This is a genomic window from Cytobacillus sp. FSL W8-0315 (assembly GCF_038002905.1).
Classification (GTDB): domain Bacteria; phylum Bacillota; class Bacilli; order Bacillales; family Cytobacillaceae; genus Cytobacillus; species Cytobacillus pseudoceanisediminis.
The window spans coordinates 72606-88056 of the sequence record NZ_JBBOOC010000004.1; the positions used below are offsets into that span (position 1 = coordinate 72606).

The 15451-nt window shown below is 44.4% G+C and carries 15 protein-coding genes; 3 read left to right on the top strand and 12 right to left on the bottom strand.

Features of this window, described 5'->3' with window-relative positions; translation table 11 throughout:
* Positions 1-122: 122 nt before the first annotated feature.
* The 4 genes from dnaB to MKY20_RS27965 all read right to left on the bottom strand — a co-directional run bounded on the left by dnaB (position 123) and on the right by MKY20_RS27965 (position 3140).
* The gene (gene dnaB / locus MKY20_RS27950; RefSeq protein ID WP_341004446.1) at positions 123-1433 is read right to left on the bottom strand and encodes a replicative DNA helicase; all 1311 of its coding nucleotides are present in this window, start codon (positions 1431-1433) and stop codon (positions 123-125) included.
* Positions 1433-1774 carry a hypothetical protein gene (locus tag MKY20_RS27955; RefSeq protein ID WP_341004472.1) on the bottom strand — a complete coding sequence of 114 codons (342 nt, stop codon included), beginning with the start codon at positions 1772-1774 and terminating at the stop codon, positions 1433-1435. The genes dnaB and MKY20_RS27955 overlap by 1 nt, the downstream gene beginning before the upstream one ends.
* Complete coding sequence (locus MKY20_RS27960) at positions 1767-2519, bottom strand: conserved phage C-terminal domain-containing protein (RefSeq protein WP_071158063.1); 753 nt, start codon at positions 2517-2519, stop codon at positions 1767-1769. The genes MKY20_RS27955 and MKY20_RS27960 overlap by 8 nt, the downstream gene beginning before the upstream one ends.
* 180 nt (positions 2520-2699) lie before the next feature.
* Positions 2700-3140 carry a GNAT family N-acetyltransferase gene (locus MKY20_RS27965; protein WP_019379425.1) on the bottom strand — a complete coding sequence of 147 codons (441 nt, stop codon included), beginning with the start codon at positions 3138-3140 and terminating at the stop codon, positions 2700-2702.
* 297 nt (positions 3141-3437) lie between these two features.
* On the opposite strand from MKY20_RS27965, the gene MKY20_RS27970 reads away from it, so the two are divergent.
* On the top strand, positions 3438-5405 hold the full coding sequence (locus MKY20_RS27970) for a M6 family metalloprotease domain-containing protein (RefSeq protein ID WP_251174057.1): 1968 nt from the start codon (positions 3438-3440) through the stop codon (positions 5403-5405).
* A gap of 74 nt (positions 5406-5479) precedes the next feature.
* On the opposite strand, the gene MKY20_RS27975 is transcribed toward MKY20_RS27970, so the two are convergent.
* The 8 genes from MKY20_RS27975 to MKY20_RS28010 all read right to left on the bottom strand — a co-directional run bounded on the left by MKY20_RS27975 (position 5480) and on the right by MKY20_RS28010 (position 14291).
* Positions 5480-5980, bottom strand: a complete 501-nt coding sequence (locus MKY20_RS27975; RefSeq protein WP_192908210.1) for a hypothetical protein — start codon at positions 5978-5980, stop codon at positions 5480-5482.
* A complete protein-coding gene (locus MKY20_RS27980) occupies positions 5977-6603 on the bottom strand; it encodes a DUF5957 family protein (RefSeq protein WP_251174058.1) in 627 nt (208 codons plus the stop codon). The genes MKY20_RS27975 and MKY20_RS27980 overlap by 4 nt, the downstream gene beginning before the upstream one ends.
* 587 nt (positions 6604-7190) lie before the next feature.
* Entirely contained in the window at positions 7191-7880 is a 690-nt protein-coding gene (locus MKY20_RS27985; RefSeq protein WP_009335192.1) for a response regulator transcription factor, read from the bottom strand.
* Positions 7865-8971, bottom strand: a complete 1107-nt coding sequence (locus tag MKY20_RS27990; RefSeq protein WP_019379429.1) for a sensor histidine kinase — start codon at positions 8969-8971, stop codon at positions 7865-7867. The genes MKY20_RS27985 and MKY20_RS27990 overlap by 16 nt, the downstream gene beginning before the upstream one ends.
* Positions 8972-9220: 249 nt before the next feature.
* Positions 9221-9421 (bottom strand): hypothetical protein, encoded by a 201-nt coding sequence (locus MKY20_RS27995; RefSeq protein WP_019379430.1) that lies wholly within the window; start codon positions 9419-9421, stop codon positions 9221-9223.
* On the bottom strand, positions 9418-9618 hold the full coding sequence (locus MKY20_RS28000; RefSeq protein ID WP_019379431.1) for a hypothetical protein: 201 nt from the start codon (positions 9616-9618) through the stop codon (positions 9418-9420). The genes MKY20_RS27995 and MKY20_RS28000 overlap by 4 nt, the downstream gene beginning before the upstream one ends.
* Before the next feature lie 279 nt (positions 9619-9897).
* A complete protein-coding gene (locus MKY20_RS28005; protein ID WP_019379433.1) occupies positions 9898-13728 on the bottom strand; it encodes a S8 family serine peptidase in 3831 nt (1276 codons plus the stop codon).
* 341 nt (positions 13729-14069) lie between these two features.
* Complete coding sequence (locus MKY20_RS28010) at positions 14070-14291, bottom strand: hypothetical protein (RefSeq protein WP_019379434.1); 222 nt, start codon at positions 14289-14291, stop codon at positions 14070-14072.
* A 195-nt stretch (positions 14292-14486) separates the two neighbouring features.
* Between MKY20_RS28010 and MKY20_RS28015 the strand changes: the two genes are divergently transcribed.
* Positions 14487-14672: a hypothetical protein gene (locus tag MKY20_RS28015; RefSeq protein ID WP_019379435.1), complete on the top strand. Its 186-nt coding sequence runs from the start codon at positions 14487-14489 to the stop codon at positions 14670-14672.
* A gap of 24 nt (positions 14673-14696) precedes the next feature.
* Complete coding sequence (locus MKY20_RS28020; RefSeq protein WP_420480831.1) at positions 14697-15347, top strand: pyridoxamine 5'-phosphate oxidase family protein; 651 nt, start codon at positions 14697-14699, stop codon at positions 15345-15347.
* The last annotated feature ends 104 nt before the right edge of the window (positions 15348-15451 follow it).

Genomic DNA, 15451 nt, shown 5'->3' on the forward strand with positions numbered 1-15451 from the left:
CATTTTTCCGCACAAGGGGTATGATTCCACCTCATTCGTGCCCCTCATCAACAACTTCCCCACCCAAAGGACGATTCCCTTATTCGTCCCGCTCACAACTCTCTTCCCTAAAAAGCAGCAGCTCACCCAAACTCCCCCGGCGGCAAATCCCCAAATTTCCCTATTTCCTTCATAAAAGCCAATCTTACTGTCCCAATCGGTCCATTCCGCTGTTTGGCGAGAATGATCTCAATTGTATCCTTGCGGTCGGATTCCTTATGGTAATAATCATCTCGGTACAAAAACGCAATCACATCCGCATCCTGCTCAATCTGCCCGCTTTCCCGCAAATCTGAAAGCATCGGCCGCTTGTCCTGCCTGCTTTCCACACCCCTGCTAAGCTGAGACAAGGCAATGACTGCTACATTCAAATCCCTTGCCATTGTCTTCAGCTTCCGGCTGATCTCGCTTATTTCCGCCTGGCGGTTCTGATGCCTGGGATCACCCGCAATCAGCTGCAGATAATCAATCACCACCAGTATCCGTTTACCCTCGCTGTACTTCCTGCGAGCTTTCCGGACCTTGGACCAGATGTACTGAATATCCATTCCCACCTGATCGAAAATATGCAGATTCACCTCGCCGAACGCTCCCATCACACCGGATAAATGAGCCCAGTCTCCATCATTAAAATACCGCTTCGGGTTCCTCATTTTAATCGAACTGATCTCCCCTTTGCAGCTGATCATCCTTTTCAGGAGCTGCTTTTTGGACATTTCCAGTGAAAATATAAGGGCCGCTTCCTGATCAGCCGCGTTCAAGGCCATATTCAGAGCAAAGGCTGTTTTCCCGACACTTGGCCTCGCTCCGACAATGACCAAATCAGACTCCTGAAACCCGCCGGTCAGCCTGTCCAGGTTCCTAAAACCAGACGGAATCCCAGTCATTTCGCCAAGATCCATTTCCGCCTCCCCGTAAAGCTCAACCAAAGCAGGCATGATCTCGCCCAAGTCATCATCCCCAAGATGATCCTCAACCTGCATGAGATCATGGATGCCATCCCTCAAAGTGGAGGCAATGTCACCATTCTGTGCATGTTCCTGAATCCGCCCCGCAATTTCTACCGCCTTGCGCTTCTGGTAATATTCAAGAACCGTGTCCTGATAAAATGTAAAGTTCGCCACAGTCGGCACACTTCCGGCAAGCTGGGTGATATAGCTGCTTCCACCAATGCTCTCAAGATTGTGCTGGCCCGCTTCCTCCACAACCGAAATCACGTCAACAGGCTTCCCCTTCGCATCTAGCTGCAGAATAAGCGACATCAGCCGTTTTAGTCTGGCCAAATAAAAGTGTTCCGGCCGCAGCGTGCAATCTTTAATAAGCCCATCCTCCAAAAACAGCGCTCCCACTGCCGCCTCTTCTGCTTCCTGGCTGTAAAGCCCGTACCCCTGCATCAGACTTCCCCCCTGACTATGCCGAGAATCTCCCGCATTTTCGCCAGCTCAGCCTGAACCACTTCCTCGCTTGCCGGCTTCCAGGAAATCGGAACAATAAAGGCCGAATCCCTACAATCTGGAATCGCTCTCGAAACAGCCGCAGACTTTCGCATCAGATCCGAAATCTTCGGAGGATAAGGTGACACCTCCACATGCTGAAGCAAATTCTGCCGCAGGTCTTCAACCTCATGATGCCGCAGCACCTCATGCCAGTAATCAATTTTTTGCTGATTCACCTCAAACTGCTCGTAATAAACGGCAATCAGCGCAAGCAGCGTATACGTCTCCCGTTTAGTCATCAAGGTTAAAATCCTCCTCCCGCATCCGCTTACCAAGCGGCTTTTGATTCAAGTACGATTCAAAGCGGGTGCCAAACAGCGTCTCCGGTCTCAGGAACTTCCTCCAATACGGATCATGCAGCCATTCCTCCGACTTCAGGTCGATCACTTTTTTAAAATCCTCGAGCCTGAATCCCTCCAGCCACCGTGCCCGGATCAGCTTCTTCGTTTTCTTCGAGCCTGTCCGGTATGCTGAATGGGTTTGGCTGTTCAGGTATTCGATAACCGCAGCATAAGCAATATCTTTTTTCTCTGTTGCAGTCTCTGCAGTAGTCTCTGGTATTGGTTGTTCCGACCCGGCATCCTCCATAGGGCGTTCTGGCTGGCTCGACAGTTCCATCTGACTGGTTCCAGATGCCAGAAAGTAATCTTGGCAGCCCTCCACCTCAGCAGCAAGCTTCTCATAATCAATCGTGTACCATTTTGTCTTATCCATCTTTGAAAAATTAAAATTCCCCGATATCAAAAAGCCTTGATCTTCAAGCGAGCGAATCGTCCGCTTAATGGTCGTCTCAGACCAAAATGTCATTTGCTTTTTCCAATCTTTATATGTATTAAAAATCCAGGTTCGTTCTTCTATTACATGCTTGCTGTTCAACAGCCAATAATGGATCTGCTGAAGCATCACAGCTTCATTGAAACCAATCTTTTCTGCCAGAGAAGGCAGAATCATAATTGGATTCTCCTTCACCAAAAGTTTGCTCATCTTAACCCCTCCACCCGTTTTTTGTTTTTGCACCGTCCGCAAATTCTTTTTGGAATTACGATTAGATCACACTTATAAAATCGAAATTAACCATTAAAAAAGGCAGGGTTTATAAATATTTTTAATTAATTATGAAGATTTCGTGAACAAACAAATAAAGGCTGCCCATTTTCGGCAGCCTCAAGTATGTAATCGTTTCTCCAGCACTATCTTATGCAATCCTTTTACATCCGTATAAGTTTCAATCACATCAAATCCATGCTTAATATTTAAAATCAGCATGCTTCGCCATTTGTTCATCGTCTTCGTCCTGACCACTTTATAGCCCTTTTCTTTTAGGTATCCGTGCTGCTTTTCCATCAGCATGGAAGCAATCCCACTTTTCCTGTAATTAGGGGCCACCCCGCCAAGCCAGCTATAAAACGTATCCTCATCAATGGCATACCCCATTTTATACCCGATCACCTTTTCTCCATCCATAGCCGTCAGCACCAGTAATTGGGGTTTGCTTTTCATTTTGCTCACCAAATCATCAGAATCACCGAATATGTTTTTATGAAGTTCTAAGATTCCATTTAATATGCCAGCATCTGGCATCGTGCAAAAGATAGTTATTTTCATTTGTGCCTCCAGCTTTTATCAATGATATATATATTTTTTCAACCAAATTCTCACCAGACCTTCTTTCTATGTAAAATTTCTCAAATTCTTCCCCGCTATTTTTTTAGGTTAGCAACTCTATTAACTAAAGAATACCCCTGCTTCCAGCAGGACCTTTTCGACAAATTTCGGGAGGTGACAAGCACCAATTTTAGGACTTCTCTATCATTTTGAATATTTTAAATATTTTATATTTTTAAAAACGAAATAAAATTGTATAATTTACCAGAATGCTAGAATTAAGGGAGGCGAATTAAGTTGAGGCAATTGAAAAGGTCTTTTATCATGCTAGTTACATTTCTTTTACTGACAGTCTCTTCTGCAGCATATGCAGAAAAGCCAGGTCTCGAAGACTTCCCGGATCCTGCAGATGCGCAGTCATGGGAACTTCCTGAAAATATGACCTGGGAAGATTACCGGCCAGTTCCGGGAATTGACTGGCGCACGGCTGATATTGAACCTGAAAGAGTATTAAGGGGAGCACTTGTTATTGTCGATTTTCCTGACAGGGAGTTTATTTTAAGTCAGCCTGAAGGTTCTGAAGTAGCAGGCAACCCCATTGGCACCGGCAATATCCCACGGGATGAAATCGGCCAGTTCTGGGTGGATTTCCTGAACAAACCGCAGCCATTGAATAATTACCGGACCATAAATGAATATTGGAGAGAAAATTCGTATGGCAAATGGGCTGTAGAACTGGATTCATTTGGAACTTATCGGATGGATCACAATGAATTCCAATACGGACTTAACGAGTTTGGACAGCAAGGCAATATGCCAGGAGAGTACGAAGCAAAAAATTTAAGAACTGAAGCTATGGAGAAGGCGAAAGCTGATATTGCAGCTTCAGGAAAGAATTATGATTTTACCTTCATCCTGCATGCCGGATATGATGAGTCAGGTGTCTGGCAGGAGTTTGGGGAAATGATGTTCCAAACCGCAGAGGATGTAGCAAAGGAATTCGGCCCGCCTTTTGAAGGGTTCCCTAATTCCGCCAATACACGCTATGTTCCCTGGACTTCATGGCTTGCTGCGAAAAGCATCTGGTCAAGTGCCAGCCGCGGGGTTTCGATCCAAGGCGAAAATGATGGAATGGGCACCTTCGCTCATGAATTTGGCCATATTATGAATTTAGGGGATAACTACAACAATCCATATGGAAAGCCTGTATCCCGCTCCTATTCCGGACCTTGGGAATTAATGAGCCGCGGAAGCTTTAATGGGCCTGCAGGGCCGCATACGCGCTGGATGGTACTCCCTACTCTAGGCGGGTCAGCGCCGTCCCATCATATGCTCCGGAACAAGATCAAGCAAGGCTTCTTATCGGAAGACCAATACCTGAACATCAGCCGGGAAGAATTGGCTGAATCCGGACCTGTGTTTGCGGATATCCTTGCACGTGCCGTACCCGCTGGTGAAGAATTTGGCCGTAGTGCCCTTCACGGCATTAACATCAGCATGGAGGATCTGACTCCGAAAAACTCGCTTGAGGACGACTGGCGTGCTGATATGCAGCGCGGGGAAAAATGGTATAACAACTATACTGTTGAAGTTGTTGACCGAGTAGGATTCGACTCTTTCACTCCAGATTCCGGCGTTCTTCTTGCAAAGACAAAAAATTCTGAATCAGCACCGAACATTTGGGTCATTGACTCGCATGCGGAAGATATTAACCAGGTTGACTTTAAACGTCCTGACGGAACAGAAGCCATGTATTCCAAAGGGGATTACAGGCAGCTTTCCGATTCCCTCTTTAAGGCAGGTACTGCAGATGGTGTTGTCAGCGAATATAAGGACGAGCATAACCGGCTTCACTTTTACATTTTAGATAAAAAGCTCGATAATCAAGGGGCACTCTCCTATCGAATCGCTGTACGACATATGGATGACTCCGGCTCGTCTATGAGGGGAGTTGCTGCAGAGAACAGCAAAGTCCAATTTGCCGCTCCTGGCAGGGTTGCAGCCTATTATTTCAAGGTAACCAATACGGGCAATGCAGTGGATCTTATCCGCCTGGATGCAAAGACAGAAGCTGGATGGGAGCTCATGCTCGAGCATAATGTCATTGAAGTGCAAGCCGGCGAAACCGTGGAAGTTCCCGTTTACGTGAAAATTCCAAAAACCAAGCCTGTTCCGACAAACCTTACATTTACAAGTACATCTGAAACAGATCCCGCCAAAAAAGATACTGCTGCACGACGGGTTGGTCCAGGGGCAGGGAAATAATCTATGGGGGGACACTCTTTAGTGTCTCCATCTAAATGAAAAGGGACAGGCCCCGCCTGTCCCTTTTCATTTGCCTACTCACTATAACGCAATCTGCACTGATAAAATTTCAAAAACCCGACAAACACCATGATTGCCCCGAACGTGTTGCATGCAACCCTTATCCAATTGATCATCAGAAATTCACGCGCTGTCTGTTTCAGAAATTGAACTGAATGGACAGTCTGCCCCTCAATAAACATAATTTCGTTTCTCGGCCATTCAAACACCATGGATATGACACCTAGCAGAATCATGACAAGGATACTTCCCAGAACCCAGTTACGGGCAGCTTTCATTTTCCAAACCAGGAGTAGCGCCCCGGCTCCAGTGACCCAGCTTGCAAAACCGAGCGGCGGGAAAAAGGTATGGGGACTTGCGGCCTCCATAAAATCCATCGATACTTCAAACGATTTCGGGATGTTATGAAAGATATTCGGATAAACCATGAACACCTCCAATATAAAGGCACCCAGCATAATGAACGTGATCCATAAATACGCAGCCATAAAGAAAAATGTCAGTTTTTGTTTCATTCCTTTTCCTCCTCCATTTTGCGTCTCTTTTTTAACTGCCAAACCGGCAGAAGCACTGCGGAGCATGCAGCCAGATAGAACGGCAGAAATTTAATGCCCATTGGTTTATCGAATAAAATCAAGCCAAAAATCCCGATTAAATTGGACAAAATGACGCCCGCCGTTAATCCGCCGGCTGCACCTGCCAATGCCCAAATCAGCATCCCTTTGTTCTTTTCTTTTGAGTGGCCTGCCTCCCGATGCCCCTTCAAGACCTTCCAAACCGCTGCCGCGCCTGCCCCCAGCAGCAGAACCCCCGCAATCGGGTGAAAAGCACCCAGCCAGCCGACTCTCCAGCCCATGTTTGCCGTGAAATACATGGCAAACAGCAGCAGGAAAATGACCATGATCTCCTTATAGATCAGCGTGAAAAACCCTCCTGCCAGCGCAGTTATGATCATAAGCACTGGAATGGCATAGCCAAACATATGCACAAAAAGTTTATGGGCGGCCCACTTGGATGGATCATCAAAAATCGACATGCCCGCCAGGAAAAATTGAATCAGCAGGCACCCCAGATAAACCATGCCCAGTCCTATATAACTATTTTCAGCCAATGTTCTTTTTGGAAATTTCTTCTTCACTTTGTTCCCTCCCCGCTCTTTTCTTGAATGTTGAACTTTATGAAACACTCATGGCGACCATTTTCAGCCCTACTCTTGATTTTTGGGCTTCATGATGCACTCATGGCGACCGTTTCGGCCTTCTCCTCGATTTTTCGGCTTCATGAAGCCTTCATGGCGACATTTTCTGCCCTACTCTCGATTTTTGCGCTTTATGATGCACTCATGGCGACCGTTTTCGGCCTTCTCCTCGATTTTTCGGCTTCATGAAGCCTTCATGGCGACCGTTTTCGGCCTTCTCCTCGATTTTTCGGCTTCATGAAGCCTTCATGGCGACCCTTTTCAGCCCTACTCTCGATTTTTGGGCTTCATGATGCACTCATGGCGACCGTTTTCGGCCTTCTCATCGATTTTTCGGCTTCATGAAGCCTCCATGGCGACCATTTTCGGCCTTCTCCTCGAATTTTCGGCTTCAAGAAGCTTCATGGCGACCAGATTTCCTTTACAAAACCTATTCTAAGCGGGGGTTCTAACATCACTCTTATCAATTTCTTACAAAAATATTAAATCCGGGAATATAAAAAGAACGCATAGAAATCTATACGCTCTTACCGCTTAAATCGATAGCCCACACCCCAAACGGTTTCAATATAATCAGGATCGGACGGGTCTTTTTCAATTTTCTCCCTCAGTCTTCTGATATGAACTGTAACGGTTGTCACATCCCCATAGAAATCAAATCCCCACACCTGCTCCAGCAGATGCTCTTTGCTGAAAACCTGGTTCGGTGATGAAGCCATAAACAGCAGCAGGTCAAACTCTTTGGCCGTAAGCACTTTTTCCTGGCTGTTCACAAAAACTTTCCGGGTCACCGGCTGAATATGCAAACCCCTGATCCTCATGTCTTCTTCTTTGTTTTGTCCGCGGGAAACCAGCCGGTCAAACCTTGCTATGTGGGCCTTCACCCTGGCAATTAATTGATTGGGATTAAAGGGTTTTGCGATATAATCGTCCGCTCCGCGGCCCAATCCCCGAATCATATCAATTTCCTCATTCTTGGCCGTTACCATAATAATCGGGATCTCTGAAATCTCCCTGATTTGCCTGCAGATTTCATACCCGTCCATATCCGGAAGCATCAGATCCAATAGAACCAGCCGGTAGGAGCTCTGCTTTAATCGCTCCAGCCCTTCCTGTCCTGTTGCAGCAATGTCGGCTTCATAATGATTCAATTCGAGGTAATCCCGTTCCAGCTCGGCAATATTAAGCTCGTCTTCTATAATTAAGATTCTTTCCAATCGTTACCCCCCTTTTTTAACGTGAACCATATACTCAGTCCATGTCCGGTGCCTCCTCTTGCCCAAATGGTCCCCCCATGGCCTTCAATGATCTTTTTCACGATCGAAAGCCCCAGCCCGGTGCCTCCTGTAGCAGAGTTTCGGGATACATCTGTACGGTAAAAACGGTCAAATAAATAGGGCAGCTCGTCCTTTGAAACACCTGCTCCATTATCCCGAATTTCAACTATGACTTCCTCCGCTTTTGACGACAGCCTGAACATTAATTCTTTCTTTTCCTCATTCATGTATTTCAAGCTGTTTTGAACAATATTGGCAACGACGCGATTCAATTTCCCCCTGTCCGCATGCACCCGATAGGATTGATTCGGCTGACACTCAAGGCTTAGACTGACATTTTGTCCCGCAAGATTAAAACGCAGCTCCTCCAGATAATGATCAAAATAGGACACTAAATCCATCTCCCTCATATCATAAGGCACATTTGGCAAGTCAAGCTTAGAATATAATAAAAGCTCAGAGATTAAGGATTCCATTTCATCCGATGTTTTTTCAATCGTGCGGATATATCGATCCATTTTCTCTGGTGTATTGGCCACACCATCTGATATTCCTCTGATATAGCCTTTAATGCTCGTTAACGGCGTTTTTAAATCATGGGAGATGCTCGCAATCAATTCCTTCTGATTTTTTTCATATTGCATTTGTATGTCAGCGGCTTCCTTCAATCTCCCGCGCATGATATCAAATGCCATCGCCAATTCGTTCAGCTCATCCTTTTTCCCGGAAACCTCTATTTTTGTATCCAAATTTCCTCTGCTGATATCGTTAGCAGCTTCTTTCAGCCTGAGGAGCGGCTTAATAATGCTTTTTGAAACAAGGTATGTTAATAGCCCGTTTGTTAAGACCAGCACCCCAACTAACAAATAAATCCGTATTGACCGAAAAAAAATGAGATCCTCCTGATCCACCTCGCCTTTCACAGGATAAAACAATAGATATCCAATAAACATTTCCAGTACTAAAAATAAGACAACAGGAAGCAGAACCATCCCTATATTCGATAAAAGCAAACGTCTTTTTATGGACACTCTGTCACCCCAATTTTTATAAAAATTGACTATCGCTCCCAGCCAGGCACTCTTTATTCTTTACATCATAGTCTAGGAATAATAAGTGTAACCAAAGGTTCTAACCAAATCATTATGTAGTTATTACATTTTTCTTAACAAAAAGCTGATATAAAAAGATTGATGATCGGGCTGCTTTCAACTAAAAAAGTGTACAGATTTCTTTCTGCACACGAACATTCGGAAAGCCATTTTTCATTTAATTACCTTCTACCCATTCTTCTCTTCCATTTTCAAAAGGAGATGATCGATTTTTTCCTCCATACGCTTCAGTCTGTCGTTTCTTCTCTTGAAAATGAAAAATAAAATAACGAGAATCGCCGGAATCGTCAGTAAAAAGACAAAAGCCATCAGCTGAAATAAAATATCGCCAGCATTAAATCCAGCCTGAGCCAGTATTAAGAAATTCATGAAGATTCCCCTTTCTGAGATGCCATTGTCAAATTATATAAATGCCTGAGGGATACAACGAGAGCAAAAACAGCCAGAGCATTAGTCACGGAAAAGAATTCTATACCCGTTATCATGTTTCTAATCATCAATAATATGGCTATTACAGAAATGATGATGGCCGAGTAAAAATCAAACCTGCCGCTATTTTCTTTCAAAACTACTCCCCCTTTTATGATAGTTTACGATTTTACTGAAGGGAAAGTTTCATGACCAGTTCTAAAAATGCCCGGCAAGCTGCAAAATCTTATTTACAAAACTACTATTTCAGGATCGGGGACTCTATTTGCAGGTTCAACGTTTCTAATTGCAGGTTTCCCCATCCTATTCGCAAAAACAGTCGATCTATTTGCAGGCTGCCCCTTCCTATTTGCAAACCACTCCCCAAAAAGAAAACCCGGCTCCTCTGAAAGGAATCCGGGTTTCTCCAAACCTATTTATTTATCTTTCTTCCCATTCCCTTTCCCAGGCTTTGCCGGGCCATCAGGGGTTTCATGATTCTGGGGTGGCTGCTCGCCTTTTTTCAGCTTATACAGTTCGACTGTTTTGGTCGTTTTATTTCCTGCCAGGTCCTCAGCTTCGAAAGTAAAGACATTTAAGCCTTCTTTCAATGAGAGTTTAATGTTATTGAATTCTTTTTCAATTCCCCTCATTGCATACGGTTCCTGGAATTCCTGGTAGAATAGCTCGCTGCCGTCCTGGTAGAAGCGAAGCTGGTCAAAGTTATCTGTCACGGTGATATTGATGACAGGGTCTTTTTTGTTGTGCTTAATGTACTTGCTTGAAGGAAGTCCATCGATTTCGACAGTTGGGCCAGTCGCATCGACGATGATTGTGCGCTTGAAGGAAATCGCATTATTCGCAGTATCCACCGCTTTCACTTCCAGGCTGTGAACGCCATCTTCAAACGTCATCGTTGTTTCAAATTCATATTCCCCTTTTGCTTCATTGTAAGTAGTCTCAATAGGAGTTCCGGCAATGGTGAATTCCTTCATGCCAGACTCTTCTTTGATCGTGCCGCTGACATTCAGTTCATTTGTGTTGTACACTTCAAGCGCTTCAGGCTCTACGAGGTACACGTATGGAACTGTCTTGTCATTGCTCACTTCTCCCACTTCTACAGTTGCTTCTGAAGAGTTTCCGGCAAAGTCATAGGCTACAACCTTAACATTTGTGCCAGCTTCTAATTCTTCCGGAAGTGTAAATTCTTCTGTATCGCCGCTTAGCGCTTCATCCAAAATAGACTCTTCATCTACGAAAATATCAATATACGAAATGCCCGAACCTTCAGGGTTATCAGCAGCTTCCAGCTTTAAGGCTGTGTTTCCTTTGATAAGTTCAGCCTGAACACTTGGCGCTGCCGTGTCCACTTTCACAGGGATTTTCACGGACTGCCATTCAGCCCCTGCATAGTCGATAACAGATTTGATCTCAAAATAGTACTGTCCATCCTGTGCAAGCTGATTGCTGATTTTTCCATCCCAGCCCCAATTCGGGTTAAGCGTATAGTTCGGACCAAGTCCTCCATCGTAATAATGCTTGCGAAGACTGTTTTCCGTGCGAAGCTTTCTTAGTGTTTTTCCATCTTCATCTGTAATCGCGAATTCTATCTGTTTAGCATTTCTCAGGAATGAAAGAACCGGGATCAATTGATCCTGAACTTTGTCTCCGTTCGGAGAAATGGCAATCGCGTCACCGCTGAATGTGTCATTTACCGGATCATATCCTAAATAAGAATAGCCCTCGGCCGTTTCAGAAACAGCTCCTGCCATTCCGTAGAATGAACTGTCATCATATTTCATGCCGTCAAGGATCGGAGCTTTATCCCAATCACCCTTGAAGCCTACATAAGGAACCGTTAATTCCGGGTTCACATCAGAAGAATCTGTCAAAGTGACATACCCTTCAACAAAGTATCCGTTCGGGAATACATCGTTAATGTTGACAGGTGTTTCCCAGTTTCCTGTTTTCGAAGGATCTACCACTTTTGCATTGCTGACATCCACACTTACTTTAAAGCTTACAGATCCATTCGCAGGAACGGTTACCTCTGCTGCATCCTGGCCATCCACTTTTACAGAAGCATCTAAAATCTTCTGAGCTTCAAGCTCATCTGCTGCCCAGCCCATCTCTCCATAGGCTGCAAAATCAGTCTGCAGATTTGCTGCCACATCATAATCCACATCTTCATCACTGAAGTTTTGTGCTTTTAACGTGAATTCAAACGTATTGCCAACCTCTTTTAAAGCCACTTTCCCTTCATTCGTTGAAGCCTCCGTTACGATAACAGGAGAAGATAATGCCGAATGAAGCTGCATGATGCCGGAACCCTGGCGGCGTGGAGAATAAGGGATATTCCATTCAAATGCACTGTTTACGGTTCCTTTATCCATGACCGGCGCCGCTGTATTCATCATCAGGTTCTTCGCAACGTTAACACGGTCAAAGCCGGTTACGCCAAATTCTGTATCCACTCGCTCAAGAACAAGTGCCGCACCCCCGGAAACATGAGGAGCTGCCATGGATGTACCGCTCATCATTCCGTACTGGTTATTCTCAAGAGTTGAGTAAATTTGTCCGCCCGGAGCTGTAATTTCAGGCTTAAAGTCCAGGTTAGGCGTTAATCCCCAAGAAGTGAAGGCGCTCATTTTGCCTGCTTCAGGGTTTGCTGATTTTGTCTTTTCCCCGTTAAAAGAAAGCGTGACTGTCTGGCCACCCTGTATCGCTGCTGCCAGCTTGTCTCCGTCTGTCTTCAGCATGAACAGCTGCGGGATTGTAATGGACGGATCGCTCGCCATGTTGACATATCCGTCAGCATTATTGTAAATTATGACCCCAAGGGCTCCAGCTGCCTGGGCATTAATGGCTTTATCAACAAATGCCAATTCCCCCCGCTGAATTAATGCATATTTTCCAGCAACACCGGACAGCTCTTCAGGCTTGCCCAATCCGCCGTAGGCCACTTCAAATGTTTTCGTCTCAACATCGTTCGGGTGTACATTTCCAGCTGACAAGAATGCAGCTTTTCCAGACTCTTCACCGAATTGGTAGTTGACTGCATCCAGATCCATGAAAGTATTCTCAATGGACGCTACCTGAAGAGAATCATAGGAAACACCAGGTGATCCGGAAACACCGATATCCGGGTTTTCACTGCTTGGATTTGCAAAACCATTTCCAAAGTGAGCAGAGTTCCCTGCAGAAATAGACATTAAAATACCATTTTCCACAGCTCTGGCAATTGCTTTTTGCTCAGCTGATTCAGGGCTGACAAACCCGGCTGTAGAACCAAGGCTCATGTTCAGCACGTCTGCACCAAGGATAATCGCATCATCAATCGCCTTTACATAAATATCACTGTATGTAGAAGGCATATTCGGATCATTTCCGAATACTTTAAGCGCAAGGATCTGGGCTTCAGGAGCTACCCCTTTAATGCCTCCATTCTCCTCATCGCCATTCGCTCCGACAGTACCGGCAACGTGCATTCCATGCATAGAGGCATCCGGACCGATATCGCCGATGGTGTCATTTTCATCCATATAGTTGTATCCATATGGCACTTTTTCAGAATAATATTTCCCAAGAAGGCCATTGTCTTTCTTAAATTTGGAGATTTCAGCCTTCGTTAATTCCTTTTCCGTTTCCTCTGCTAATACCATGTCGCGATGGGAAGGATCCATACCGGTATCGATGACACCAACTACCATTCCTTCACCTTTAAAGCCGTAATCACGCCATGCTTCCTGAGCTTGTACGAGCTCTTTGCTGTAAAGCATATCCGGTTTTTCCTGTGGCTTTTCGTACTCGTTCACCACTTGTACTTCGGCCACTTCCGGCATTTCTTTTACAAGCTCAATGTCTCCATACATCATCTCAGCACTGAAACCATTTACTATTGTAGTAAAGCTTTCACGCTCAATCATCTTAACTTTATTCTTTTTAGCGCGATCCTTTACCTTCTGCTGTTCAGACAGCTTTTCAGTTTTCAGCTTCTGCTTCGTTGCTTCCGGAAGTTCTTTATACTTCTTTTTCTGCTTTTGGGCATAAAGGACAGACGGCTCTGTCTTCATCTCCACTATGACCCTGACTATATCTGTTTTGCTGTACTGCTTGTCCAATTCACTTTTCTTTATTTCCTGGATGGTCTTGCGGTTTTCTTCTCCCTTGGTGCTCGGTGACTTTTCGGGTAAAACGGCCCCTGACACCGAACTGGAGAACATTAGCATGAACATTAATAAGGCCACTGCTGATCTTTTAAACCTCATCCCCTACCTCCTAGTTATATTATTCAGAATTTTTCTAATACACTATAAAGGTATCAAATCCAAATTTTTCATATAAGGATCAAAAGACCTAATTAATACTTCGACCAACGGTGAAAAAGTCCTATTTTTAACGAAAAATGCTGTTGAAAAATTTCATATTTTAACAGAATATGAGATTTAACGGGACAGGTGAACAGGTTCTTTGTCCCACTAAAGGATCCAGTCATGAACAAAGAAAAAAAGGCATAACCAGACAGCAGCCCTGCCTGACCATACCTCAGCCAGATTGATTCTAGTTCCGATATTCCGTTTCAATATCCGGTTTCGTCTGGCGGTCTTTGTCAGCTTTCAAAGGCATACAATATAATCTCAATCCCGCTATGTGTCTTACACCAATCATAAACGACCAGTACGCTCTTATCTGTCCTGTTTTCCACTTCAGCCTTAAATCCGTTTTTAATCTCCTCGATAATGATTCTCTTATCCTCATACTTTCCTGAGATTACTTGCCTTCGATCATCATAAACAATTGCATAGTCTAATAACTTGTTAGAAATATTCATTTACTCCCTCCTTTAAATATGGATATTTATGTTAAAATATAGTTTACAGCCTTTCTTTATTCTTTAATTCATCCAGAATCTCATGATTTAATTTTGTGATATATTCCTGCTCTTTCTTCATTTCATGCTGCCTATAGGCAACGAATATGAAAAAACGCACACACAGATTTTTATAGATTTGAAGGCGGTGAAAGTTTGACTAAATCGCAGCGATTTTTATTAACCCTATTAGCCATCATTTTGAGCTTTGCCCTATTTGTTGTTGGAATACTATTTGCTGAAAAAGTGCCTTTCCTGACTGTGCTGGGGATATTGGGGCTTAGCGGGGTTTATTACTTTGTTTTCCGTATTGTCAAAAGATCACCTAAGACAAAACATTAAAGATACCTATTCCAATAGAAAAAGGTGAAATTTATGAGGTCAAAATATACAGATATTATCACTACCAAGGAAGAATTTGCATCTTTTCGGGAAGAAATCGGCCAGCCCAGTGCGCGTGCCGCCAGCAAAGTCATTACTTTCATCGATGAGCATTGCAGTGATTTTATTTCCAAATCCCCTTTTTTAACCTTGTCCACTTCAGATTCTGACGGAAAATGTGATGTTTCTCCGAGGGGGGATTCCCCCGGATTTGTGACGGTTCTTGACGAGCAGCATCTTTTTATTCCGGAACGGCCGGGCAATCGAAGAATGGATTCCGCTCATAATATCATTGGAAATCCCAATATTGGACTCCTTTTTCTCATACCCGGGCTTGGAGAAACGCTAAGAATAAATGGCAAAGCTTATATTTGCCGTGACCCTGAGCTCTTAGAGAAGAGCAAGGTTAAAGGCCGAGCTCCTTTATTTGGAATTTTAGTAGAGGCAGAGGAATGCTTTATCCATTGTGCGAAAGCATTGATCCGATCGGGATTATGGAACGGGGAATCATGGCTTGCGAAAGAAGCCCTTCCTTCTGCCCCTGCAATGCTGGCAGCTCATGCAAAATTGCCGAATGATACATCCGAACAAGTGGCGAAGGACCTCAAGGATAGCTATAAAAATAGATTATATTAAGGCAGCCTCCAGAAAAGAGCGGCTGTCCTGGCACTTGGCGCTGCTGCTGCAATGAAATGACCTTTCCTGAAACGCAATGAGCCCCTATATCTAATAAAGCTAGT

Bases quoted from the DNA above. Each gene is read 5' to 3' on its own strand.
- dnaB (WP_341004446.1), bottom strand. From the start codon at position 1,433: ATGCAGGGGTACGGGCTTTACAGCCAGGAAGCAGAAGAGGCGGCAGTG.
- MKY20_RS27955 (WP_341004472.1), bottom strand. From the start codon at position 1,774: ATGACTAAACGGGAGACGTATACGCTGCTTGCGCTGATTGCCGTTTAT.
- MKY20_RS27960 (WP_071158063.1), bottom strand. From the start codon at position 2,519: ATGAGCAAACTTTTGGTGAAGGAGAATCCAATTATGATTCTGCCTTCT.
- MKY20_RS27965 (WP_019379425.1), bottom strand. From the start codon at position 3,140: ATGAAAATAACTATCTTTTGCACGATGCCAGATGCTGGCATATTAAAT.
- MKY20_RS27975 (WP_192908210.1), bottom strand. From the start codon at position 5,980: ATGAAACAAAAACTGACATTTTTCTTTATGGCTGCGTATTTATGGATC.
- MKY20_RS27995 (WP_019379430.1), bottom strand. From the start codon at position 9,421: ATGAATTTCTTAATACTGGCTCAGGCTGGATTTAATGCTGGCGATATT.
- MKY20_RS28005 (WP_019379433.1), bottom strand. From the start codon at position 13,728: ATGAGGTTTAAAAGATCAGCAGTGGCCTTATTAATGTTCATGCTAATG.
- MKY20_RS28010 (WP_019379434.1), bottom strand. From the start codon at position 14,291: ATGAATATTTCTAACAAGTTATTAGACTATGCAATTGTTTATGATGAT.